The organism is Streptococcus sp. SM5 (assembly GCF_027497975.1).
The window spans coordinates 32,503-55,501 of the sequence record NZ_JAJNSC010000023.1; the positions used below are offsets into that span (position 1 = coordinate 32,503).

Annotated in this window: 23 protein-coding genes; 7 read left to right on the forward strand and 16 right to left on the reverse strand. The window is 41.0% G+C overall.

The annotated features are described in order from the left end of the window. Positions 1 to 25: 25 nt before the first annotated feature. Together glgP and malQ are read right to left on the reverse strand one after the other, a co-directional pair. The gene (glgP, locus tag PAN07_RS14165) at positions 26 to 2,284 is read right to left on the reverse strand and encodes a glycogen/starch/alpha-glucan family phosphorylase (protein WP_084950475.1); all 2,259 of its coding nucleotides are present in this window, start codon (positions 2,282 to 2,284) and stop codon (positions 26 to 28) included. 25 nt (positions 2,285 to 2,309) lie between these two features. Then, on the reverse strand, positions 2,310 to 3,827 hold the full coding sequence (gene malQ, locus PAN07_RS14170) for a 4-alpha-glucanotransferase (protein WP_000747274.1): 1,518 nt from the start codon (positions 3,825 to 3,827) through the stop codon (positions 2,310 to 2,312). A 478-nt stretch (positions 3,828 to 4,305) separates the two neighbouring features. Here malQ and PAN07_RS14175 point away from each other — a divergent pair, with 478 nt between their 5' ends. The 5 genes from PAN07_RS14175 to PAN07_RS14195 all read left to right on the forward strand — a co-directional run bounded on the left by PAN07_RS14175 (position 4,306) and on the right by PAN07_RS14195 (position 9,763). Next, entirely contained in the window at positions 4,306 to 5,577 is a 1,272-nt protein-coding gene (locus PAN07_RS14175; protein WP_004259122.1) for an extracellular solute-binding protein, read from the forward strand. Between the two features lie 110 nt (positions 5,578 to 5,687). Next, positions 5,688 to 6,980 carry a sugar ABC transporter permease gene (locus tag PAN07_RS14180; RefSeq protein WP_185757741.1) on the forward strand — a complete coding sequence of 431 codons (1,293 nt, stop codon included), beginning with the start codon at positions 5,688 to 5,690 and terminating at the stop codon, positions 6,978 to 6,980. 1 nt (position 6,981) lies between these two features. Further along, positions 6,982 to 7,824 (forward strand): sugar ABC transporter permease, encoded by an 843-nt coding sequence (locus tag PAN07_RS14185; protein ID WP_033675775.1) that lies wholly within the window; start codon positions 6,982 to 6,984, stop codon positions 7,822 to 7,824. Between the two features lie 142 nt (positions 7,825 to 7,966). Then, positions 7,967 to 8,767: a DUF1189 domain-containing protein gene (locus tag PAN07_RS14190; RefSeq protein ID WP_261077695.1), complete on the forward strand. Its 801-nt coding sequence runs from the start codon at positions 7,967 to 7,969 to the stop codon at positions 8,765 to 8,767. A gap of 9 nt (positions 8,768 to 8,776) precedes the next feature. Next, positions 8,777 to 9,763, forward strand: a complete 987-nt coding sequence (locus PAN07_RS14195) for a LacI family DNA-binding transcriptional regulator (RefSeq protein WP_261077696.1) — start codon at positions 8,777 to 8,779, stop codon at positions 9,761 to 9,763. Between the two features lie 28 nt (positions 9,764 to 9,791). Here PAN07_RS14195 and PAN07_RS14200 read toward each other — a convergent pair whose 3' ends face one another. The 13 genes from PAN07_RS14200 to PAN07_RS14260 form a co-directional block, all read right to left on the reverse strand. Beyond that, the gene (locus PAN07_RS14200; protein ID WP_000806276.1) at positions 9,792 to 10,733 is read right to left on the reverse strand and encodes a YitT family protein; all 942 of its coding nucleotides are present in this window, start codon (positions 10,731 to 10,733) and stop codon (positions 9,792 to 9,794) included. After that, positions 10,711 to 12,474 (reverse strand): aspartate--tRNA ligase, encoded by a 1,764-nt coding sequence (gene aspS / locus PAN07_RS14205; protein WP_269798167.1) that lies wholly within the window; start codon positions 12,472 to 12,474, stop codon positions 10,711 to 10,713. Before aspS ends, PAN07_RS14200 begins: the two co-directional genes overlap by 23 nt. 154 nt (positions 12,475 to 12,628) lie before the next feature. Further along, entirely contained in the window at positions 12,629 to 12,859 is a 231-nt protein-coding gene (locus tag PAN07_RS14210; RefSeq protein WP_000832185.1) for a hypothetical protein, read from the reverse strand. A 17-nt stretch (positions 12,860 to 12,876) separates the two neighbouring features. Next, the gene (locus PAN07_RS14215; RefSeq protein ID WP_023947603.1) at positions 12,877 to 13,515 is read right to left on the reverse strand and encodes a type II CAAX endopeptidase family protein; all 639 of its coding nucleotides are present in this window, start codon (positions 13,513 to 13,515) and stop codon (positions 12,877 to 12,879) included. Between the two features lie 9 nt (positions 13,516 to 13,524). Continuing rightward, positions 13,525 to 14,223 (reverse strand): ABC transporter permease, encoded by a 699-nt coding sequence (locus PAN07_RS14220; RefSeq protein ID WP_023947601.1) that lies wholly within the window; start codon positions 14,221 to 14,223, stop codon positions 13,525 to 13,527. Beyond that, positions 14,216 to 15,040 (reverse strand): ABC transporter ATP-binding protein, encoded by an 825-nt coding sequence (locus tag PAN07_RS14225; RefSeq protein WP_023947599.1) that lies wholly within the window; start codon positions 15,038 to 15,040, stop codon positions 14,216 to 14,218. The genes PAN07_RS14220 and PAN07_RS14225 overlap by 8 nt, the downstream gene beginning before the upstream one ends. Positions 15,041 to 15,050: 10 nt before the next feature. After that, positions 15,051 to 15,791, reverse strand: a complete 741-nt coding sequence (locus PAN07_RS14230; RefSeq protein ID WP_070526255.1) for a DUF3169 family protein — start codon at positions 15,789 to 15,791, stop codon at positions 15,051 to 15,053. A 2-nt stretch (positions 15,792 to 15,793) separates the two neighbouring features. Then, the gene (locus PAN07_RS14235) at positions 15,794 to 15,991 is read right to left on the reverse strand and encodes a hypothetical protein (protein ID WP_033682914.1); all 198 of its coding nucleotides are present in this window, start codon (positions 15,989 to 15,991) and stop codon (positions 15,794 to 15,796) included. Next, complete coding sequence (locus tag PAN07_RS14240) at positions 15,978 to 16,166, reverse strand: hypothetical protein (RefSeq protein WP_070526253.1); 189 nt, start codon at positions 16,164 to 16,166, stop codon at positions 15,978 to 15,980. Before PAN07_RS14240 ends, PAN07_RS14235 begins: the two co-directional genes overlap by 14 nt. Continuing rightward, the gene (locus PAN07_RS14245; RefSeq protein ID WP_031237122.1) at positions 16,166 to 16,369 is read right to left on the reverse strand and encodes a helix-turn-helix transcriptional regulator; all 204 of its coding nucleotides are present in this window, start codon (positions 16,367 to 16,369) and stop codon (positions 16,166 to 16,168) included. The genes PAN07_RS14240 and PAN07_RS14245 overlap by 1 nt, the downstream gene beginning before the upstream one ends. Before the next feature lie 143 nt (positions 16,370 to 16,512). After that, the gene (gene hisS / locus PAN07_RS14250; RefSeq protein ID WP_172924717.1) at positions 16,513 to 17,793 is read right to left on the reverse strand and encodes a histidine--tRNA ligase; all 1,281 of its coding nucleotides are present in this window, start codon (positions 17,791 to 17,793) and stop codon (positions 16,513 to 16,515) included. A gap of 77 nt (positions 17,794 to 17,870) precedes the next feature. Then, complete coding sequence (locus tag PAN07_RS14255) at positions 17,871 to 19,118, reverse strand: transporter (RefSeq protein WP_084862186.1); 1,248 nt, start codon at positions 19,116 to 19,118, stop codon at positions 17,871 to 17,873. A gap of 306 nt (positions 19,119 to 19,424) precedes the next feature. After that, positions 19,425 to 20,276 (reverse strand): Rgg/GadR/MutR family transcriptional regulator, encoded by an 852-nt coding sequence (locus PAN07_RS14260; protein ID WP_247933625.1) that lies wholly within the window; start codon positions 20,274 to 20,276, stop codon positions 19,425 to 19,427. Positions 20,277 to 20,400: 124 nt separating this feature from the next. Between PAN07_RS14260 and PAN07_RS14265 the strand changes: the two genes are divergently transcribed. Continuing rightward, positions 20,401 to 20,742: a metal-sulfur cluster assembly factor gene (locus tag PAN07_RS14265; RefSeq protein ID WP_261116996.1), complete on the forward strand. Its 342-nt coding sequence runs from the start codon at positions 20,401 to 20,403 to the stop codon at positions 20,740 to 20,742. 211 nt (positions 20,743 to 20,953) lie between these two features. Here PAN07_RS14265 and ilvD read toward each other — a convergent pair whose 3' ends face one another. Beyond that, positions 20,954 to 22,657 (reverse strand): dihydroxy-acid dehydratase, encoded by a 1,704-nt coding sequence (gene ilvD / locus PAN07_RS14270; protein ID WP_247933160.1) that lies wholly within the window; start codon positions 22,655 to 22,657, stop codon positions 20,954 to 20,956. A 230-nt stretch (positions 22,658 to 22,887) separates the two neighbouring features. Between ilvD and rpmF the strand changes: the two genes are divergently transcribed. Beyond that, positions 22,888 to 22,999 (forward strand): 50S ribosomal protein L32 (rpmF, locus tag PAN07_RS14275; RefSeq protein ID WP_269798169.1); only part of this gene is annotated, 112 nt, incomplete at its 3' end.

Genomic DNA, 22,999 nt, shown 5'->3' on the forward strand with positions numbered 1-22,999 from the left:
AGTGTATTAGTATAAATCTTGTAACTTAGTTCAAGTGCCAGATTTCTTCGTTATACTGAGCGATTGTACGGTCAGATGAGAAGAATCCTGCTTTAGAAATGTTTACGATAACTTTATCCAACCATGCGTCACGGTCTTCGTAGTCAGCCAACATTTGCTCTTTCACTTTGATGTAGTCTTCCAAGTCAAGAAGAGTCATGAACCAGTCTTTGTTGATCAATTCATTGTAAAGACGTTCCAAGCGCTCTTTGTTTCCAGCTGCAAGAACTGCATCGCTAACGATGAAGTCAACCAATGGTTTGATAGCTTCACGAGCGTAGAATTCGCTTGATTTGTAAGCTGCTTTTTCGTAAAGGTCGATAACAGTTTCTGAATCTTCACCAAAGATGTAGATATTTTCGTCTCCAACCAACTCAGCGATTTCCACGTTAGCACCGTCCATAGTACCAAGAGTCAAAGCTCCGTTCAACATGAATTTCATGTTACCAGTACCTGAAGCTTCTTTAGAAGCAAGTGAGATTTGTTCTGAGATATCACATGCTGGGATAAGGAAGCTTGCTGCAGTAACGTTATAGTTTTCAACCATAACTACTTGCAAGTGTGGAGCTACTGCTGGATCGTTAGCAATAACTTCTGACATGCAAAGGATCAAGTGGATGATGTCTTGAGCGATTGTGTAGGCTGGAGCTGCTTTACCACCAAAGAAGATTGTGATTGGGCGAGCAGGGATGTTACCAGCTTTGATGTCAAGGTATTTGTGGATCACGTACAAAGCGTTCATTTGTTGGCGTTTGTACTCGTGAAGACGTTTGATTTGGATATCAAAGATAGAGTTTGTATTGATTTCCACACCTTGGTGTTCTTTCAAGTGACGAGCCAATTTACGTTTGTTGTGAGCCTTGATGCTTTCCAATTTTTCTTTGACAGCTGCTTTGTCTTCATAAGACAAGAGTTTTTCAAGCTCATCTGCTTCATGGTGCCAACCTTCTCCAATAATCTCATCCAAGTAGTGAGATAGTCTTGGGTTAGCATGCATGAGCCAACGACGGAAAGTGATACCGTTTGTTTTGTTGTTGAATTTTTCTGGGTAAAGGTCGTAGAAGGCTTTCAATTCAGAGTTCTTCAAGATTTCAGTGTGGAGCGCTGCTACCCCGTTAACGCTGTATCCGTAGTGGATATCCATGTGAGCCATGTGAACACGTCCGCTCTCATCGATGATTTGAACAGCTGGATCTTTGTATTCTGCTTTCACGCGACGATCCAATTCTTCGATGATTGGTACCAAGTGAGGAACCACTTCTTGCAAGAATTCAAGAGGCCATTTTTCAAGAGCTTCAGCAAGGATTGTGTGGTTAGTGTAGGCAGTCATGTTACGAACGATTGAGATTGCTTCGTCAAGTTCAATACCACGTGCAGTCAAAAGACGGATCAATTCAGGAATAACCATTGATGGGTGAGTATCGTTGATTTGTACAACCGCGTAGTCAGCAAGGTCATGCAAGTTGCTTCCTTTTTCGATTGCTTCGTCGATGATCAATTGCGCACCGTTTGAAACCATGAAGTATTGTTGGAAGATACGGAGCAATTCACCTTGACGGTCACTATCATCTGGGTAAAGGAAAAGAGTCAAGTTGTGAGCGATGTCCGTCTTGTCAAAGTTGATACCGTCTTTAATGATTGAAGAGTCAACTGAATCCAAGTCAAACAAACGCAAGCGGTTCTTAGTTTCTGTCTTGTAACCAGGTACATCGATATCGTAAAGAGTTGATGTCAATGTGAAGTGAGCAAATGGCACTTGGTAGCTACGGCTTGAGCGAACCAACCAGTTTTGCTCTGTCAGCCATGCGTTTGGAATTGTTTCTTGTTGGTTATTTTTAAGAACTTGTTGGAAAAGACCGTAGTGGTAGTTAAGACCAACACCGTCACCGTTCAAACCAAGAGTAGCAATTGAGTCGATAAAGCAGGCAGCCAAACGTCCCAAACCACCATTACCAAGAGATGGTTCCAATTCAACTTCTTCAACTTCGATCAAGTCTTTACCTGCAGCTGCAAGTTCTTTTTTAACATCGTCGTAAAGACCAAGGTTGATCAAGTTGTTTGACAAAAGTTTACCAATCAAGAACTCAGCTGAGATGTAGTAAACTTTTTTCTTACCAGTGTTAACTGGCTTTTGACTACTTGCAAGCTTGCTGTAGTTAAGAAGAGCCAGATAAAGCTCTTCATTGCTACATTCTGCAATGGTTTTATTGTAACGATTTTGTACAAATTCTTGTAGTGATAACATGTTTAAGGTGTCTCCTGATATTGTATTATTTCTTTAATTCCACCAAATTTTCATTGATTCGGCGATAGATTGTTGTCAAGTCAAGCAAGCCTTCCTCGACAGCTGGTGTCAATTGATCTTCAGTCATACGCCAAGACCAGTTTCCACCAAGAGTAGATGGGAAGTTCATACGAGCTGCCTCATCCAATTCTAGCAAATCTTGCATAGTTGCAATTGCCATGAAGCTAACTGATGAAAAGACTGTACGAAGCATAGCATGTGGCACTGTTTCGTATTCTTTACGGTTAGTGTAGCGAGCCATGTATTCACGAGTCGCATCATCGATCTCGTTACGGTACCAACCAAGGACCGTATTGTTATCGTGTGTTCCTGTGTACATAACTGAGTTAGCAGGTGCCAAGTGTGGGCTATCGATGCTTTCGTCTTCTGGGTTGAAGGCAAATTGAAGAATCTTCATTCCTGGGAAGCCCGTACGTTCACGCAATTCGATAACTTCGTCTGTCATGAAACCAAGATCTTCTGCGATGATGTTTAACTCACCAAGTTCTTCCTTAACGGCTGCAAAAAGCTTGTAGCCAGGACCTTTCACCCACTCACCAGGTGCTGCTGTATCAGAACCAGCAGGGATTTCCCAGTAAGATTCGAAACCACGGAAGTGGTCGATACGAACGATATCGTAGATTTTGAAGCTTTCACGCAAGCGTTCAATCCACCATTTGTAACCATCTTTGTCCATTGCTTCCCAGTCATAGATTGGGTTACCCCAAAGCTGACCAGTTGCAGAAAACTCATCTGGTGGGCATCCTGCGATGCAAGTTGCTTTACCGTTGACATCTGTCTTGAAGAGATGTGGATTTGCCCACATATCGCTTGAATCTTCCGCTACGTAGATTGGCATGTCCCCAACGATTTCGATGTGGTTGTCGTTAGCGTAAGCTTTCAATTTCAACCATTGTTGGAAGAAGAAGTATTGAGTCACACGGTGGTAAACCAACTTGTCTGCCAATTGCTCACGGTAGCTTTCAAGTGCTGAAGCTTTACGAGCACGAGCATCTGCATCTGGCCATTCAGTCCAAGCAAGATTGTCAAAATGCTCTTTGATAGCCATATACTCTGCAAAGAGTTCAAGCCATGATTGGTTGTCTTGAGCAAATTTCTCAAAATCTTTAACATCTCCTACTTCCAAGAAACGTTTTACCGCTTTTTCTAAAAGAGGACGACGTGCATAGTAGATTTTAGCATAGTCAACTTCAGACGCATCGCTACCAAAGTCAACCCCTTCAAGGTCACTTGCTTGCAACAAGCCTTGCTCTACCAAGATATCCAAATCGATAAAATGAGTATTTCCTGCAAAAGCTGAGAAAGATTGGTAAGGAGAATCTCCGTAACTAGTTGTTCCTAGTGGAAGGATTTGCCAGTAACGTTGTTTTGTGCGAACCAAGAAATCAACGAAGTCGTAAGCACTTTTACCAAATGATCCGATTCCGTATGCCCCTGGAAGAGAAGAAATGTGCATCAACACACCACTTTGACGTTTTTTCATAATAAGCACCTCATGTGTTTATAGTTAGATATTACATTTTTATGAACGCAAACGTTTGCGCTATTACTAGTATAGCTTATTTTCTTGATAAATGCAAGCGGTTTTAGATAACTTTTTTTATTATTTTTTAAAAAATTTTTCTTCTTACTCGTATATATATTCTTTCAGGAAACAAACAAAATAGGAATAAGGGTTTCACTTATCTCATTAAGCAAAAATAAAGCGAGTATCCTCTCTGGTTTCCATTTGTAAATTAGGCAATCGTTTTCTCAACTTTTTTTAAATTTAAAACAAAACGGATTTTTGGGATTTTCTACTATTATATGACGATGAAGCGTTTACTTTTTTCACAATTTTTTAAAAAATTTTTACAAAAAACACTTGCAACCGCTTTCCGATTGTGCTATACTAGTCCCATAAAGGAAAACGTTTGCGTTTCCTCATTATAAAATTTGTTATTCTTTAGGAGGAATACACTATGTCATCTAAATTCATGAAGAGCGCTGCTGTGCTTGGAACTGTTACACTTGCTAGCTTGCTTTTGGTAGCTTGCGGAAGCAAAACTGCTGATAAGCCTGCTGATTCTGGTTCATCTGAAGCCAAAGAACTCACTTTCTACGTTGAAGACCAATATAAAGCCTTTGCTGAATCAGCTGCAAAAGCTTACGAAAAAGAAGCTGGCGTAAAAGTTACCATCAAAACAGGAGACCAAATGGGTGGGCTTGACAAACTTTCTCTTGACAACCAATCAGGTCAAGCTGCTGACGTTATGATGGCTCCATACGACCGTGTAGGTAGCCTTGGTACTGACGGACAACTTTCAGAAGTTAAATTGAGCGACGGCGCTAAAACAGATGATAAAACTAAATCTCTTGTAACAGCTGCTGATGGTAAAGTTTACGGTGCTCCTGCTGTTATCGAGTCACTTGTTATGTACTACAACAAAGACTTGGTAAAAGAAGCTCCAAAAACTTTTGCTGACTTAGAAAACCTTGCTAAAGATAGCAAATATGCCTTCGCTGGAGAAGATGGAAAAACTTCTGCTTTCCTAGCTGACTGGACAAACTTCTACTATGCATATGGACTTCTTGCTGGTAACGGTGCTTACGTATTCGGACAAAACGGTAAAGACGCCAAAGATATCGGTCTTGCAAACGACGGTTCTATCGCAGGTATCAACTACGCTAAATCTTGGTATGAAAAATGGCCTAAAGGTATGCAAGATACTGAAGGTGCTGGCAACTTAATCCAAACTCAATTCCAAGAAGGTAAAACAGCTGCTATCATCGACGGACCTTGGAAAGCTCAAGCCTTTAAAGATGCTAAAGTAAACTACGGTGTTGCAACTATCCCAACTCTTCCAAATGGAAAAGAATATGCTGCATTCGGTGGTGGTAAAGCTTGGATCATCCCATCAAGCACTAAGAACCTTGAAGGCGCTCAAAAATTTGTAGACTTCCTTGTTTCAACTGAAGAACAAAAAGCCTTCTACGATACAACTAACGAAATCCCAGCTAACACTGAAGCTCGTACATATGCTGAAGGTAAAAATGATGAGTTGACAACAGCTGTTATCAAACAGTTCAAGAACGCTCAACCAATGCCAAACATCTCTCAAATGTCTGCAGTTTGGGATCCAGCGAAAACTATGCTCTTTGATGCTGTAAGTGGTAAGAAAGATGCGAAAACAGCTGCTAACGACGCTGTAACATTGATCAAAGAAACAATCAAACAAAAATTTGGTGAATAAAAAATTTGTTCAAGGGGGGTGGAAATCAAATCCCCCTTTGAATTTATCAATCAAAAACATATATAGTTTAGGTTTTAATTAGAAACCAGTATCCTATGAAAGGAGTTATTATGGAAAAGCAACAACCTAGTAAAGCAGCTCTGCTGTCTATCATTCCTGGGTTAGGACAGATTTACAATAAACAAAAAGCCAAAGGTTTTATCTTCCTTGGTGTAACCATCGTATTCGTCCTTTACTTCCTAGCACTTGCAGCCCCTGAATTGAGTAATCTCATCACTCTTGGTGACAAACCAGGTCGTGACAATTCCCTCTTTATGCTGATTCGTGGTGCCTTCCATTTAATCTTTGTAGTTGTTTATGTACTCTTTTATTTCGCAAATATCAAAGATGCACATACAACTGCCAAACACATTAACAATGGCATACCAGTAGCACTTACCTTTAAAGAAATGGTCAAAGGAATCTATGAAAATGGCTTCCCTTACCTCTTGATCATTCCATCTTATGTTGCCATGACTTTTGCGATCATCTTCCCAGTTATCGTAACCTTGATGATCGCCTTTACCAACTACGACTTCCAACACTTGCCACCAAACAAATTGTTGGACTGGGTTGGTTTGACCAACTTTACGAACATCTGGAGTTTGAGTACCTTCCGTTCTGCCTTTGGTGCCGTTCTTTCTTGGACTATCATCTGGGCTTTGGCTGCCTCAACTTTACAGATCGTCATCGGTATCTTCACAGCTATCATTGCTAACCAACCATTTATCAAAGGAAAACGTATCTTTGGTGTTATTTTCCTTCTTCCTTGGGCTGTTCCAGCCTTCATCACTATCTTGACATTCTCAAATATGTTTAACGATAGTGTCGGAGCCATCAACACTCAAGTATTGCCAATCTTAGCTAAATTCCTTCCTTTCCTTGATGGTACTCTTATTCCTTGGAAAACAGACCCAACTTGGACTAAGATTGCCTTGATTATGATGCAGGGTTGGCTTGGATTCCCATACATCTACGTTTTGACTTTAGGTATCTTACAATCTATCCCTAACGACCTTTACGAAGCAGCTTATATTGACGGTGCCAATGCTTGGCAAAAATTCCGTAACATCACTTTCCCAATGATCTTGGCTGTTGCGGCACCTACTTTGATTAGCCAATATACCTTCAACTTTAACAACTTCTCTATCATGTACCTCTTCAATGGTGGAGGTCCTGGTAGTGTCGGAGGGGGAGCTGGTTCAACTGATATCTTGATCTCATGGATCTACCGTTTGACAACAGGTACATCTCCTCAATACTCAATGGCGGCAGCTGTTACCTTGATTATCTCTATCATTGTCATCTCAATCTCTATGATCGCATTCAAGAAACTACACGCATTTGATATGGAGGACGTCTAAGATGAATAACTCAATTAAACTCAAACGTAGACTGACTCAAACCCTTACTTACCTCTACTTAATTGGCCTATCAATCGTGATTATCTATCCACTTTTGATTACCATCATGTCAGCCTTTAAAGCAGGTAACGTCGCGGCCTTTAAACTCGATACTAACATCGACTTCAATTTTGATAACTTTAAAGGACTCTTTACTGAAACCCTATACGGTACTTGGTATCTCAACACTTTGATTATCGCCTTAATTACTATGGCTGTTCAAACAAGTATTATCGTACTTGCTGGTTATGCTTACAGCCGTTACAACTTCTTGGCTCGTAAACAAAGTTTGGTCTTCTTCTTGATTATCCAAATGGTGCCAACCATGGCCGCTTTGACAGCCTTCTTCGTTATGGCACTTATGTTGAACGCCCTTAACCACAGCTGGTTCCTCATCTTCCTCTACGTTGGTGGTGGTATCCCGATGAATGCTTGGCTCATGAAAGGCTACTTCGATACAGTGCCAATGTCTCTAGACGAATCTGCAAAACTAGACGGTGCAGGACACTTCCGCCGCTTCTGGCAAATTGTTCTTCCACTTGTTCGCCCAATGGTTGCCGTACAAGCTCTCTGGGCCTTCATGGGACCTTTTGGAGACTATATCCTTTCTAGTTTCTTGCTTCGTGAGAAAGAATACTTTACTGTTGCCGTAGGTCTCCAAACCTTCGTTAGCAATGTGAAAAACTTGAAGATTGCCTACTTCTCAGCAGGTGCTATCCTCATTGCCCTTCCAATCTGTATTCTCTTCTTCTTCCTACAAAAGAACTTTGTTTCAGGACTTACAAGTGGTGGCGACAAGGGATAATTTATCCCCGCCACCCTTTTTCATTTTAAAACTTGTTACTGTAAAACTATCCTTGTAGCAAGCAATTTATCTCCTAGACTTGAAATAAAGCACATTTCTCTATATAATACTCATATAGAAAACACCTTTTAGAAAGATACCTATGCTTCCATATCCATTTTCCTATTTTTCAAGTATTTGGGGATTTCGTAAGCCCCTGTCCAAACGTTTCGGACTCAACTGGTTCCAACTTCTCTTTACCAGTATCTTCCTTATCAGCTTATCTATGGTACCCATTGCCATCCAAAACAGCTCACAGGAGACTTATCCGCTAGAAACCTTTATCGATAATGTCTATGAACCATTGACAGATAAGGTTGTCCAGGATCTCTCCGAACATGCTGCAATTGTTGATGGTAAATTTACTTATACAGGAACAGCTAGTCAAGCCCCTTCTCTTTTAATCGGTCCAAGTCAAAGCAAGGAATTACCTAAGGACTTGCAACTGCATTTCGATACGAATGAGCTCGTCATCAGCAAGGAAAGTAAAGAGCTGACCCGTATCTCTTACCGAGCGATTGAGACTGAGAGTTTCAAAAGTAAAGACAGCTTGACCCAAGCCATTTCTAAAGACTGGTATCAGCAAAATCGTGTCTATATCAGTCTCTTCCTAGTTCTCGGTGCGAGTTTCCTCTTTGGTTTGAATTTCTTTATTGTCTCTCTAGGAGCGAGTCTTCTCCTTTATATCACTAAGAAATCACGCCTCTTTTCATTTAGGACCTTTAAAGAGTGCTACCATTTTATCTTGAACTGTTTAGGATTACCAACTCTGATTACACTTATTTTGGGCTTATTTGGCCAAAATATGACAACCCTGATTACTGTACAAAACATTCTTTTTGTTCTGTATCTGGTCACTATCTTTTATAAAACGCATTTCCGTGATCCAGATTACCATAAATAGGAGATTTTTATGCCCGTTACGATTAAAGACGTGGCCAAGGCTGCTGGTGTTTCGCCTTCAACCGTAACCCGTGTTATTCAAAACAAATCAACCATTAGCGACGAAACAAAAAAACGCGTTCGCAAGGCTATGAAGGAGCTCAATTACCACCCCAACCTCAACGCTCGTAGCTTGGTAAGCAGTTATACCCAAGTGATCGGCTTGGTCCTTCCTGACGACTCAGACGCCTTCTATCAAAATCCTTTCTTCCCATCTGTCCTCCGTGGTATCGCCCAAGTCGCTTCTGAAAATCACTATGCTATTCAGATTGCAACAGGTAAAGACGAAAAAGAGCGACTTAAAGCGATTTCACAGATGGTTTACGGTAAACGTGTGGATGGTTTGATTTTCCTTTATGCCGAAGAGGAAGATCCCTTGGTCAAACTGGTCGCTGATGAGCAGTTTCCCTTCCTCATCCTAGGAAAATCCATTTCACCCTTCATCCCTCTTGTAGATAATGACAATGTCCAAGCTGGTTTTGATGCAACCGAATATTTTATCAAAAAAGGCTGCAAACGAATAGCCTTCATTGGAGGAACTAAGCGACTCTTCGTAACACAAGACCGTTTAACAGGATATGAGTCCGCACTCAAGCAATACAAACTGCCTCTCGATACTAATCTGACTTGCTTTGCTACTGAATTTCTTGAAGATAATGGTTATCGCTTTAGTAGACTTCTCTTCAAACACGATTCAAATATTGACGCTATTATTACCATTGATAGTCTCCTTGCTGCAGGGGTCTGTGATTACATCGCAAAACACCAACTGGATGTCCCTGTCCTCAGCTTCGACTCAGTCAATCCTAAGCTCAACTTGGCAGCCTATGTCGATATCAATAGTTTGGAGCTTGGTCGAACATCATTTGAAACGATCCTCCAGATTATCAGCGATGCTAAAAGCAATAAACAAATTTGTTACCGTCAGTTGATTGCCCACAAAATTATCGAAAAATAAAAACCAGCTCGCGCTGGTTTTTTGGTTACTAATTTTCTGTTTCAACGAATCGTCCCAGAATATGAACATTCTCCGATACAGAGACAAAGGCACCTGGATCCACCTGTTTCATAATCTGTTTAAATTCATTAAACTCTGCTCGTGTAATGACAGTAATTAAAACTGCCTTTCTCTCGTGATTATAGGTTCCTTCTGCATCGTGGATCATGGTTGCTCCGCGGTGCAATTTTTTATGGATTTTTTCAATTACCTTGTCTGGATGATTGGTCACAATCATGGCCTGCATGCGTTTTTGCTTGGTAAAGACAGCGTCTGTCACACGGCTAGAGACAAAGATGGTAATCATAGAGTAGAGAGCGTATTTCCAACCAAAGGTCAAACCTGCTATCAGCATGATGGTCCCATTGACCAAGAAAGAAATACTACCAACATTCTTACCTGTTTTCTTGCGAATGGTCAGGCTGACGATATCCGTTCCACCACTGGAGATATTGTTGCGAAGAGCAAAACCAATCCCCAAGCCCATGACAACACCCCCAAAAAGGGCATTGATAATGGGATCCTCCGTCAAGGTCGCCACAGGGACGAACTGGATAAAGAAAGAACTCATGGATACCGTGATAAAGGTAAAGACTGTGAACTTATGCCCAATCTGATACCAAGCCAAGACCATCAAAGGAAAATTAATGGCATAGAAAGTCAGCGAAATCGGAATGTGAAAACCAAACCAGTGATTACTCAAGGCAGAGATAATCTGTGCCAGACCTGTCGCACCACTCGAATATACATGCCCTGGTTGGAAAAAGAAATTGACCGCTACTGCTGATAAAAAACCATAGACCAGAGAGGCCGAAATCTTCTCGTCATACTTCTCACGAGAGATGCTTTGTAAGACACGTAAAATTTTTATCTGATGAGCAAAGCGGCGCAGATAATAGCGCCACCGCTTAATTCGTTTTGCTTGTTTCATCTTCTTCTACTTGTAAGCTGAGTTCCTCTAGTTGTTTGAGAGCTACTGTTGAAGGAGCTTGTGTCATTGGGTCAGTTGCCTTGTTGTTCTTAGGGAAGGCAATAACTTCACGAATATTTTCTTCTCCTGCTAAGAGCATGACAAAGCGGTCAAGCCCGATAGCCAAGCCACCGTGTGGTGGGAAACCATAGTCCATGGCTTCAAGAAGGAAGCCAAACTGGTCATTTGCTTCTTCTGCTGAGAAACCAAGAGCCTTGAACATGCGTTCTTGAAGGTCTTTTTGGTTGATACGAAGGCTACCACCACCAAGCTCATAACCGTTCAAGACGATATCGTAAGCAATGGCACGAACCTTAGCCAAATCGCCTTCTAATTCATGAGTAGTCTCTTCCTGTGGAAGAGTAAACGGATGGTGGGCGCTCATGTAGCGACCTTCTTCTTCAGACCATTCAAACATTGGCCAGTCAACCACCCAAAGGAAGTTGAATTTATCGTTATCAATCAAGCCAAGCTCTTTGGCAATACGTCCACGAAGGGCACCGAGTGTTGCATTAGCTACCTCAAGCGTATCTGCCACAAAGAGAACCAAGTCCTTATCTTCAAGAGCAAGCGCTGTTGTCAATTCTGCTTGGATGTCCGTCAAGAACTTAGCAACTGGTCCGTTTAATTCTCCATCAACTACCTTGACCCAAGCAAGACCTTTGGCACCATACTGCTTGGCTACTTCAGTCATCTTGTCGATGTCTTTACGTGAATAGTTGTCCGCAGCGCTTTTGACCACAATTGCTTTTACAGCAGGTGCTTCTGAAAAGACTTTAAAGTCTACACCTTTGACCACTTCTGTCAAATCCTGAAGCAACATGTCAAAACGGGTATCTGGCTTGTCAGAACCGTAAAGAGCCATAGCGTCATCATACTTCATACGTGGGAAAGGCAGAGTGACTTCAATGCCTTTTGTTTCCTTCATGACACGCGCAATCAATCCTTCTGTGATATCTTGGATTTCTTGCTCAGTAAGGAAAGATGTTTCCAAGTCGACCTGAGTGAACTCAGGCTGGCGGTCACCACGCAAGTCCTCGTCACGGAAACATTTAACGATTTGATAGTAACGGTCAAAACCAGCATTCATCAAGAGCTGTTTCGTGATTTGTGGACTTTGAGGAAGGGCGTAGAAATGCCCTCTATTTACACGAGATGGCACCAAGTAGTCACGCGCCCCTTCAGGAGTTGACTTAGAAAGGAATGGTGTCTCCACGTCAATAAACTCCAACTCATCCAAGTAGTTGCGGATAGAGTGGGTCACCTTGGCACGAAGTTTAAGATTTTCCAACATTTCTGGACGACGAAGGTCAAGGTAACGGTAACGCAAACGTGTATCGTCATTGGCCTCAATGCCATCCTTAATCTCAAATGGGGTTGTTTTAGCTGTATTCAGTACTGTCAGAGCTGTCACGTTTAGCTCGACTGCACCAGTTGGCAACTTATCATTGGCTTGCTCACGCGCAGCGACCTGTCCAGTCACCTCGATAACAAATTCGCTACGAAGGCTTTCAGCTGTTGCCATGACCTCTGCAGATACTTTTTCAGGGTTGATAACCAACTGCATAATTCCTTCACGGTCACGAAGATCGATAAAGATCAAACCACCAAGGTCACGACGACGGCCAACCCATCCTTTCAAGGTTATTTCTTGTCCGATGTGTTCCTCACGAACACGACCAGCATACATACTACGTTTCATTGTTTCTCTCCTCTTTTATTCTGTTACTATTTTACCATAAAAGCGCAGGCTCTTCATGAAAATCATCAGAAAAGTTTGCCAGTCTTTAAAAATCAAGTGAAGACTCTAAAAATTGACGCCCATACAAAAATCCGATGAAGTTCATCGGACTCTTTTATTTTGAATTGTTGCCTGCTTTACGCTTTTCAGCAATTTCGGCTGCCTTTCGAGGCAAGACAATTTCCGTTGTGTAAGCTGTCCCAAAGCGCAAGACACCTGCAATAGGGGCAAAGACGACTGCTAGATAGTTATAGAAGAAATCGCCCTTAAAGGCATAAGCTAGCGCTCCAATGATGAAAAATAGAACGACTGCTTGAATCACTGCTAATAAAATTACTCGTTTCATGTGACCTCCTGACTCTATTATAGCATGAGAATCATCAAAAAGCTGACTAAATTATTCAAAGCGTGGAGAGAAATACTGTAGACCAGACCTTTTCTACTAATATAGGCCAAGCCCAAGCTAAAACCAAGACTAGCATAAACTAAAAATTGTTGAACATCACCTGGGAAATGAATCAAGGCAAACAAAACACTAGATACCAGAAGAAACAGAACCTGTTTGCTCTTGTCCTGCTTAGGAAAGAGATAGCGTGCCAACATCCCTCTAAAGATAAGTTCTTCTGTCAAAGGAGCAAAAATAACGACAGCAAAGAAGGAGAAGAGTGGTTGAGACAAGGTCAAGTCTGTCGCTATTTGCTGATTTACTGAAGGATCATCGGGCAGGAAGAATTGAACGACAAGAGCTAAGAACCAAACCAAGGCAGGAAGCCAAATAAATCGGTTGAAGTCACTCTTCTCAATATGAACAGGAGCTTTCTGATACCATTTGTAAATGCCGTACACGTATACTCCAGCCAAGGCCACATAGAGCAAGGTAACAGCATAGGGGGAAGCACCTAAGGCAAGCGAAGCAGTCGCGAGCCCCTGAATGAAGCTATAGATAAAGAAAAAGGATAGAAGGGCTAGAAGAAACCAGCCGAGGTTTTTAAGTAATTTCATAAAGGTCTCCTATCTTGCTTTATAGCTGTTTTTCAATACAAAGAGGTCTGCTATTCCTAACACAAGTACCCAAGCAAGTAACATGCCGATATTAGAAAAAGATATTTCCCCACCTTTTTTATTTAAAAGATTTACAATTGGACCAATAAAAGAGTAATCCAACACTTTCTGAACCGTATCATTTTGAAGAGCAATTATAGGTAAAAAAGAAACAATTAACACAGGGAAGATACTATAAACTTGCGCTTTAGATTGAGTATCTGACACCGCACCGATTAGAAGGTTGAGAAAAATAATACTAATAGTTGCTAGGAGCAAATAGATAACGTAGGCAAATAAATAACCAGATACATCTACTTTAAGATAGATGGGAAGTACAGTCATAGCAACCAACATTATCAGAATAGGGAGAACAAGCATACTGAAAGTATATTCTGTTGCTGTCACACCACTTAGGATGAGTGATTTAAGATTTCGTTTTTCCTTATCTTCTGCCATCATAATCGATACCATATAACCACTTCCCATGCTCAAGACCATCGTCAAGCTAGAAGATAGTAAAAATAGGCTCAATTGTCCATTCTTATTTAAAAATTCATTATATAAAACAGCAATACCAAAAGGAATCAATAAAGTCGCTAACAAAGTTGAATTGCTAATAAGAACTTGCACTCTTAACCATAGTAGGGCATTTAATTTTCTAAACATCTAACTTTTCTCCTGTCAATCTGATAAAGATTTCTTCTAGTGTCGGCTCACAAGAGTGAACCACCATCAAATCTGTCGTGTCTAATTGTGGTAATTCTTCAAATGGAACTATCTGTTCTCGTCCATCATTATAAACCACACGTACTTTCTTATCCACATGGTACTTCTGGATGATATCTTGCGGACTTCCATACTCTATTAGGTTACCCTTATTCAAAAGAGATAAGCGATCACAAAGCAGAGTTGCTTCATTCATATCATGCGTGGTCAGAAAGATAGTTGTCCCCGCCTGCTTTAATTCTTGAAGTAGGGTATGAATCATCTTAGATGTTGTAGGGTCTAAGCCACTGGTTGGCTCATCTAGAAAGAGAATCTTAGGAGCATTAAGAAGGGCACGAGCCAAGAACATTCGTTGTTTCATTCCTGTAGATAGTTTTTCTGCGATAATATCTTTAGCATCTGCCAATCCAACCTGTTGGAGCACCTGATTTACTCTATCTGACTTAAGACCATATAACTTAGCATAGATGAGAAGATTTTTGTAAAGACTCATCTTTTCATAAAAACCACTGCCATCACTAACAATACCAATTTGTTCCAAATCATTGGAGGTTAAATCTTGAGAGTTCTTGCCTAACAAAACTGTTTTACCTTGATCTGCAGCCAACTGTCCTGTTAAGACATTGATCATGGTTGTTTTACCTGAGCCAGAAGGGCCAAGAAAACCAAAGATTTCACCCTCCTTAATCTCAAAAGAAATCTGATGAAGAGCTTTTTTGCTCCCAAAACTTTTGCTTACATTTTCAACACGAATCATAGAAACTCCTTTATTTGAAATAACGTTTTACCATAGGTAACTGCATCACATTGATATAAATATGGATTGCTCCTACAAGCAAGAAGGCTAGTAACTGAATCTCTCCTGTCAGTAAGGAAAAGAGAGCAATCAGAAAGTACAAAGCTGGCAAGACATAGTTATTTAATTGGAATAAAATCAGAAAACTCTGTTCCAAATTAGCCTTGCGCTCCCCTTCATCATAAGAATCGAAATGGTCCAAGATATCCTTTGGTGTAGAGAAAAATACTAAATCAAACTGACGAACAATCGCAATGGTCTTAAAAAGATATTTTTGAGCATTTAAAACTAACACTAATCCCAAAAAGGAAAGGGATAAGGTTATATGGCTTATATCGAGTACAATTACTTCACTTCCTGAAATGAAGAGAGCCAATAAAATCGCTACGCTTGCACTATTAAAAGCAATAGTTCCAAACTCGAGATTCCGATACATCTGCACATAATAGGTTTCATTCAGATCATCATCCATTTCCTCTTGATACAAGGAGTGAAATTTTCTGCTTTTCTTTAAGAAATTGAATGTCAAAAAAATGCTAATGAAACCTAACACTAAACAAATAGCTGATATCCATGGTATCAAGACTTTTACATCTAACATAATTTCGTGGGATTCGGTAGCAGCCTTAAACATCCCTACAAAACCGCCCAAGAAACCTCCCAAGACAACAGACATTAAAAACAACAATCCACGTTTCCTTTTCTTTTCCATATTCATTCTCCTTTTTCACTTGCTAGATTGTTTGCTTTCTTTTCAATCCAGTCAACGACTGGGATAAGAGCAAAGTAGGCCCAAATAAATTGGTCGCTGTAATAGAGATCAAACCATCCTAGATTTGTTCCAATTAGTAGACACACGCTAACTAATAGAGCTATAGCAACTACATAATAGATTACTTTATACTTGTTCATCATTTTTCTCCTTTTTCTTCAACCGATTGAAAATGGACAAGAGGACTAAGTTAATCCAAAACAAATACTTACTTTCAACAAAATAGAACCACCCCAGTAATGTTCCAATCATAGCAAAGGCATTCACAATAAGGGCAAGAACACTCATATAATAAACCACTTTATACATGTTCATCACTCGTCCTCCTCCAAGCGAAATACCGATTCGACTGTTTCGTTGAAAATTTGAGATATTTTCAGGGCAATGATAATGGACGGGGTGTACTCATCCCGTTCTAGTAGGCTAATGGTCTGCCTGGAAACCCCTGCTAGTTTGGCTAGGTCGGTTTGATTGAGACCATCGCGAGCCCGAAGCTCTTTTAGACGATTTTTAAGCATTCCTTTCTCCTTTTCTCTTAACTTGCTTATATTGTAACACATCTTTTTCTTTTTGACAAGCATATTTGTCAAAAAGTTTATGATTTTTGTCATTTTGCAAAAGAAAAAGGTCAGGAGTAAAATCCTGACCAGTTTATCTACTATTAAAAGCCTAATTTTTCAAAGATTTCTGAGAAGTTTTGGCTGATAGCATCAAGTGATACTTGCACTTCTTCTCGAGTTTGGTTGTTCTTGACCGTTACTTGTCCGCTTTCGACTTCGCTCTCTCCTAGGGTGATGAGGGTCTTAGCCGCAAAGACATCAGCTGACTTGAACTGAGCTTTGAGTTTACGGTTGAGGTAATCACGCTCTGCTTTGAAACCTTGTTGGCGAAGAGCTTGTACTAATTCCAAGGCCTTGACATTTGCTCCATCACCCAAGACTGCTATATAGACATCTAGGGCGTTTTCGATAGGGAGGGCCACACCTTGCTTTTCAAGAATGAGAAGCAGGCGCTCTACACCAAGTCCAAAACCAAATCCAGCAGTTTCAGGGCCTCCAAAGTAAGAAACCAAACCATCGTAACGACCACCCGCACAGACTGTCAGGTCATTGCCCTCAATCTCAGTAATAAACTCGAAAATAGTGTGATTGTAGTAGTCCAGACCACGCACCATATTGGTATCGATGATATAGTCTACTCCAAGATTTTCCAACATCTGACGCACAGCATCAAAATGAGCTTGACTTTCTTCATCAAGGAAGTCCAAGATAGAAGGTGCATTCTCTACTGCTACCTTGTCTTCTTTTTCTTTAGAGTCCAAGACACGAAGAGGATTTTCCTCCAAACGACGTTGGCTATCCTTAGACAAGGTCTCCTTGAGCGGTGTCAAATAGTCAATCAAGGCTTGACGGTAGGCCGCACGACTCTCAGGATTTCCAAGAGTGTTGAGGTGCAATTTGACACCTTGGATGCCGATTTCTTTCAGGAAATGAGCTGCCATAGCAATGGTTTCCACATCAGTAGCTGGATTGCTAGATCCAAAACACTCAACACCAATCTGGTGGAACTGGCGCAAACGCCCTGCCTGTGGACGCTCATAGCGGAACATAGGGCCCATGTAGTAGAACTTACTTGGCTTTTGTACTTCTGGGGCGAAGAGTTTATTTTCCACGTAGGAACGGACAACGGGCGCTGTTCCTTCTGGACGGAGAGTAATATGGCGATCACCCTTGTCATAAAAGTCATACATTTCCTTGGTTACGATATCCGTTGTATCTCCGACAGAACGGCTGATAACCTCGTAATGCTCAAAAATAGGCGTGCGCACTTCTGCATAGTTGTAGCGCTTGAAAATCTCACGGGCAAAGCCCTCAACGTACTGCCATTTGGCAGATTCAGCAGGTAAAATATCCTGCGTTCCTTTTGGTTTTTGTAATTTCATAGGGAATCCTCTTTAAACTTAATAGTCTTATTTTACCATAAATAGAGGGATTAAAACAGTGAGAAAAAATTTAGGATTTAGATATCATTTTTGAGATTAATAACTGTCAAAAGAATAGCCAGGAAGGAAAGACCAACAAATAGCATCCAAGTCAACTGTATATTCCATACGGCTACTAGTGAGAAACAAGCTGTTCCCACAGGTATGGATAAGGTAAACAAGAGACCTAAAAAATTACTGGTACGAGCTAGAACTTCTGGAGCTAGATTTTTCATGAGCATGGCACTAATCTTTGGTTGAACTTTACCAGACATATACAGAGTTAAAAATAGAAATAGCAAACCAAGCACGACTTGATTGAATACATTAGCCAGACCAACTAGACTAAGTCCTACGGTCACCCACATCATCAATCTAGGCAAGGACTGCTTCCCAAAATAATCATTGCCCGTAAGGCTACTGATGATGACTGCTACTAAAGCACCGACTTGACTGATAAATAACGCCTCTGTGTAAGAAAAATTCAAGAGAGAGTGGCTCAAAAAGAAGATATTGTAGATGCCCCCTAAGGAACCACCCAAGGCATTGATAAGCAAGACAGCAAAGATCATGAATCCAAAGTTTTTCTGTCCACCTTTAAGAAAAACAAGGCGTAAATTTCGGTAAATTGTTAGGAACTGGTCTTTGATAGAAAGCTTCTCATTTTTTAGTGATTCACCATCAGCAGATGACATTGACAGGCTCAATTTACTTTTTCCTAAAAAGAGAACAGAGGCTGATACTAGGAAGAAACAGGCATTGATTCCCGCAACAAGGGAAAAATTGTTGACCGATAAACCTAAGAGCCATACTCCAAAAGCTTGACCACCAATAGCTGAAATATAGGTGATGAACTGGGAAAAAGAATAAGCTTCCATCAGATCATCTTCAGCTACTTTTTCCTTAATGAGAGGCATGCGCAAACCACCAGCAAAATCACTGATAACATCACTAATGACATTGATCAAACACAGGCTAGAAAAGGCAAAGAGAGTAGCTTGCTGAACAACTAGGGCTGCTAGAAAAAATAAAACCGCCTGAAACAAACCGCTATAGACCATCCATTTGACCTTGTCCCTCGTGTAATCTGCCCGAATCCCTACAAAAACTGTAAAGAGCGTGGGAATGATCATGACAATATTCGCCATAGCAACAGCAAAGGAGGCTTGTGACAAGGTCGATGCATAGACGATAAAGACCAGATTGAAAATCGAAGCACCAAAAGCATTGAAGAATCGTGACAAAGTCAAGAGTCGATAAGCTTGATTTCTAAACAATAGTTTCATAGATAATCTCCCTTCTTGTTAGAATACTCAATGAAAATCAAAGAGCAAACTAGGAAGCTAGCCGAAGGCTGTACTTGAGTACGGCAAGGTGAAGCTGACGTGGTTTGAATTTGATTTTCGAAGAGTATAAGTTCTTATGTGAAGTATGACTACAGTATAGCACTTAGAAATCTTAGAGGAAAACTTTTGAATATATGCAACAAACGAAATGAGCAAAAAGAAACGATAGAATTTCTCCAGTGACACGAGAGAGCTCAACAATTCTATCGCTTAAAATTTTAAATTATTTTCTTGGTTTGCAGATATTCAACAATCGTTCGTATTTCTATAATATTCGGCAGATTTGTTACAGCCAAGCATCTCAAAAATACGGACAGCGTCTTCCATCTTTTTCTGGCCTTCCTTGACCCTACCTTGCTTGCTATCAAGGAGACCTTCCGCCCACAAATAGACAATTCGGAAATAGGTCTCATTTTCCTCGTAGAAATGCTCTTCGATAACACGTTTAAAATAAGAGGCATTGGTAAATTCTTCATACTCAATACTAGCTAAAAAGCCATTCAATAGTATAGTGTGAAACAGGTTTCGATTGCCAGACATTTCCATTAGAAAATCAGATTTACGTACCATTTCTCGTACATATCTAATGAAAAGAGAAACAGATAGAAATGGTGAACTGACTGAAAATAAATTGAGTTCATAGATTCCCCAAATCTCGGTAGAAAACAGATAGTCATGAAGGACTTTCCCTTCCTCTGCCGTTAACTCCACCCTTTCATCCATGCTCTTCATATAAGACTTGATAAGAATGGCATTTAAAATATGTTTCTGTTTGTTTTGAGAATGGGCATGCTTTTGATACTCCTTGTAATACAAGTCCTCAAGCGGAGCTATATTCTTTGGATCCAAGACATCTATGATTTCTTTTCTTAACTCAGAATCTGTATCATACTGAAAACCTCTCGCTAGAAAGAGGATTTCCTCCACACTGGCAGATATATTTTCTAGGGCGAATAGAAACTTTTCCACCGAAAGCTCACTCTGACCTGTTTCAAAGCGAGACAACATAGACGGCGAAAATTGTCCCCCAGTTGCTTGTCTCAGCGAGATATTTCTTGACTCTCGTAATTGTCTAAAAACTTTTCCAATCTGCTCCATATCCTTCCCCTTGATTCGGCATTTTCTCTATATTATCATATTTTTTCAGAAAATTCATCAAAAACTTGCCAAATTGTCAGAATTATGAGAAAATAGAGGATATTTATCACGTGGAGGGACTGTAATGAGAGAGGATATCAAAATCAATGACCGCGCTTTAGCCTTGCAAGACCAAATTATCGAAAAACTAGAGAAGGTTTTTGATACAGATGTGGAATTGGATGTTTACAATCTAGGGCTGATTTATGAAATTAATCTAGACGAAACGGGGATCTGTAAGATTGTCATGACCTTCACCGATACTGCCTGCGATTGTGCCGAAAGCCTGCCTATCGAAATCGTTGCAGGTTTGAAACAAATCGAGGGCATCGAAGATGTCAAGGTTGAAGTTACCTGGTCGCCTGCTTGGAAGATTACACGAATCAGTCGCTACGGCCGCATTGCCCTTGGATTGCCACCTCGTTAAGCAGGAAAATTACTTTTGAAGATTAAAAAAAGCAAGCCGAAGTTGGCTTGCTTTTTGATACTCAATGAAAATCAAAGAGCAAACTAGGAAACTAGCCGCAGGTTGCTCAAAGCACTGCTTTGAGGTTGTAAATAGAACTGACGAAGTCAGTAACATATATACGGCAAGGCGACGTTGACGTGGTTTGAAGAGATTTTCGAAGAGTATGAGTTTATTTTTTACCTGACTTGTCCATATTCCAGAAGTCTGTCACGGCTCCGCGTGAAGCAGATGATACGATATGGGCATATTTACCGAGGACACCACGACTGTAAAGTGGTGGCAAGGTTGTTTCTGCCTTACGTTTTTCAAGTTCTTCTTCAGATACAGCCATGGAAATTTCTTTGGTATCTTGGTCAACCGTAACGATATCGCCTGTACGAAGGTAGGCAATTGGTCCACCATCCTGAGCTTCAGGAGCGATATGTCCAACAACCAGACCATAAGTACCACCAGAGAAACGACCATCTGTCAAGAGGGCAACCTTATCTCCCTGACCTTTACCAACAATCATTGATGAAAGTGATAGCATCTCAGGCATACCAGGACCACCCTTAGGCCCAACGAAACGAACAACGACTACATCGCCATCAACGATTTCATCTGTCAGAACGGCCTGAATAGCATCTTCTTCTGAGTCAAAAACCTTAGCCGGTCCAACGTGACGACGCACTTTAACACCTGACACCTTGGCAACCGCGCCATCAGGGGCAAGATTCCCGTTCAAGATGATAAGCGGACCGTCCGCACGTTTTGGATTTTCAAGTGGCATGATAACTTTTTGACCTGGTGTGAGATCTGCAAAGTCAGCTAAGTTCTCAGCAACTGTCTTACCAGTACATGTGATGCGGTCACCATGAAGGAAACCATTTGCCAAGAGATATTTCATAACCGCAGGGACACCACCAACTTCGTAGAGGTCTTGGAAGACATACTGACCAGATGGCTTCAAATCAGCCAAGTGAGGCACACGCTCTTGGATCGTATTGAAGTCCTCAAGTGTCAAGTCAACATTGGCCGCATGGGCAATAGCAAGCAAGTGAAGAGTGGCGTTTGTAGAACCACCGAGAGCCATAGTTACAGTGATAGCATCTTCAAAGGCTTCACGAGTCAAAATATCTGATGGCTTAAGACCAAGTTCCAACATCTTAACAACAGCACGTCCTGCTGCTTCGATATCTTCTTTCTTATCAGCTGATTCAGCTGGGTGAGATGAAGATCCTGGCAAACTCATACCGAGAACTTCGATAGCAGTCGCCATGGTATTAGCAGTGTACATACCACCACAGCCACCAGGGCCAGGGCAGGCATTACATTCGAGACGTTTCACGTCCTCAGCTGTCATATCACCGTGGTTCCATTTTCCGATCCCCTCAAAGACAGAAACCAAGTCAATGTCTTTGCCATCAAGATTTCCCGGTGCAATGGTTCCACCATAGGCAAAAATAGCTGGAATATCCATATTGGCAATGGCAATCATAGAACCAGGCATGTTCTTGTCACAGCCACCAATAGCGACGAAGGCATCTACGTTGTGACCACCCATTGCCGCCTCGATAGAGTCTGCGATGATATCACGAGATGTCAAAGAGAAACGCATACCAGGCGTTCCCATGGCAATCCCGTCCGCTACAGTGATAGTCCCAAACTGCACAGGCCAAGCACCTGCCGATTTGACACCTTCTTTGGCTAATTTCCCAAAGTCATGCAAGTGGATATTACATGGTGTATTTTCCGCCCAAGTCGAAATCACTCCTACAATCGGTGTTTCAAAGTCCTTATCTGTCATACCAGTCGCACGAAGCATGGCACGGTTAGGTGATTTTACCATACTGTCATAAATGCTACTGCGGTGACGTTTATCTAATTCAGTCATTTGTTCCCTCCCATTTCAGTTTTTACTATTATAGCACATTTTAAAAGCAATGAACAGAAGAAAATTCTTGAATTTTCAGAAAATTTCGATTACTTCAGGGGATGACCTTCTAATTTTTTCATCTTTTTTTGTCAAGTAACTTTACTTTACAAAAAAAATGTGTTATTCTAATATGGTTGATGAAAATCAGTAGATTGAATCGAATCTAAATACCTAAAGGAGAAATCAAAATGGCAGTACCTGCACGTCGCACTTCAAAAGCGAAGAAAAACAAACGTCGTACACACTACAAAGTAACAGCTCCATCTGTAAACTTTGACGAAACTACTGGAGATTACTCAC

Bases quoted from the DNA above. Each gene is read 5' to 3' on its own strand.
- glgP (WP_084950475.1), bottom strand. From the start codon at position 2,284: ATGTTATCACTACAAGAATTTGTACAAAATCGTTACAATAAAACCATT.
- malQ (WP_000747274.1), bottom strand. From the start codon at position 3,827: ATGAAAAAACGTCAAAGTGGTGTGTTGATGCACATTTCTTCTCTTCCA.
- PAN07_RS14175 (WP_004259122.1), top strand. From the start codon at position 4,306: ATGTCATCTAAATTCATGAAGAGCGCTGCTGTGCTTGGAACTGTTACA.
- PAN07_RS14180 (WP_185757741.1), top strand. From the start codon at position 5,688: ATGGAAAAGCAACAACCTAGTAAAGCAGCTCTGCTGTCTATCATTCCT.
- PAN07_RS14185 (WP_033675775.1), top strand. From the start codon at position 6,982: ATGAATAACTCAATTAAACTCAAACGTAGACTGACTCAAACCCTTACT.
- PAN07_RS14190 (WP_261077695.1), top strand. From the start codon at position 7,967: ATGCTTCCATATCCATTTTCCTATTTTTCAAGTATTTGGGGATTTCGT.
- PAN07_RS14195 (WP_261077696.1), top strand. From the start codon at position 8,777: ATGCCCGTTACGATTAAAGACGTGGCCAAGGCTGCTGGTGTTTCGCCT.
- PAN07_RS14200 (WP_000806276.1), bottom strand. From the start codon at position 10,733: ATGAAACAAGCAAAACGAATTAAGCGGTGGCGCTATTATCTGCGCCGC.
- aspS (WP_269798167.1), bottom strand. From the start codon at position 12,474: ATGAAACGTAGTATGTATGCTGGTCGTGTTCGTGAGGAACACATCGGA.
- PAN07_RS14210 (WP_000832185.1), bottom strand. From the start codon at position 12,859: ATGAAACGAGTAATTTTATTAGCAGTGATTCAAGCAGTCGTTCTATTT.
- PAN07_RS14215 (WP_023947603.1), bottom strand. From the start codon at position 13,515: ATGAAATTACTTAAAAACCTCGGCTGGTTTCTTCTAGCCCTTCTATCC.
- PAN07_RS14220 (WP_023947601.1), bottom strand. From the start codon at position 14,223: ATGTTTAGAAAATTAAATGCCCTACTATGGTTAAGAGTGCAAGTTCTT.
- PAN07_RS14225 (WP_023947599.1), bottom strand. From the start codon at position 15,040: ATGATTCGTGTTGAAAATGTAAGCAAAAGTTTTGGGAGCAAAAAAGCT.
- PAN07_RS14230 (WP_070526255.1), bottom strand. From the start codon at position 15,791: ATGGAAAAGAAAAGGAAACGTGGATTGTTGTTTTTAATGTCTGTTGTC.
- PAN07_RS14235 (WP_033682914.1), bottom strand. From the start codon at position 15,991: ATGAACAAGTATAAAGTAATCTATTATGTAGTTGCTATAGCTCTATTA.
- PAN07_RS14240 (WP_070526253.1), bottom strand. From the start codon at position 16,166: ATGAACATGTATAAAGTGGTTTATTATATGAGTGTTCTTGCCCTTATT.
- PAN07_RS14245 (WP_031237122.1), bottom strand. From the start codon at position 16,369: ATGCTTAAAAATCGTCTAAAAGAGCTTCGGGCTCGCGATGGTCTCAAT.
- hisS (WP_172924717.1), bottom strand. From the start codon at position 17,793: ATGAAATTACAAAAACCAAAAGGAACGCAGGATATTTTACCTGCTGAA.
- PAN07_RS14255 (WP_084862186.1), bottom strand. From the start codon at position 19,118: ATGAAACTATTGTTTAGAAATCAAGCTTATCGACTCTTGACTTTGTCA.
- PAN07_RS14260 (WP_247933625.1), bottom strand. From the start codon at position 20,276: ATGGAGCAGATTGGAAAAGTTTTTAGACAATTACGAGAGTCAAGAAAT.
- PAN07_RS14265 (WP_261116996.1), top strand. From the start codon at position 20,401: ATGAGAGAGGATATCAAAATCAATGACCGCGCTTTAGCCTTGCAAGAC.
- ilvD (WP_247933160.1), bottom strand. From the start codon at position 22,657: ATGACTGAATTAGATAAACGTCACCGCAGTAGCATTTATGACAGTATG.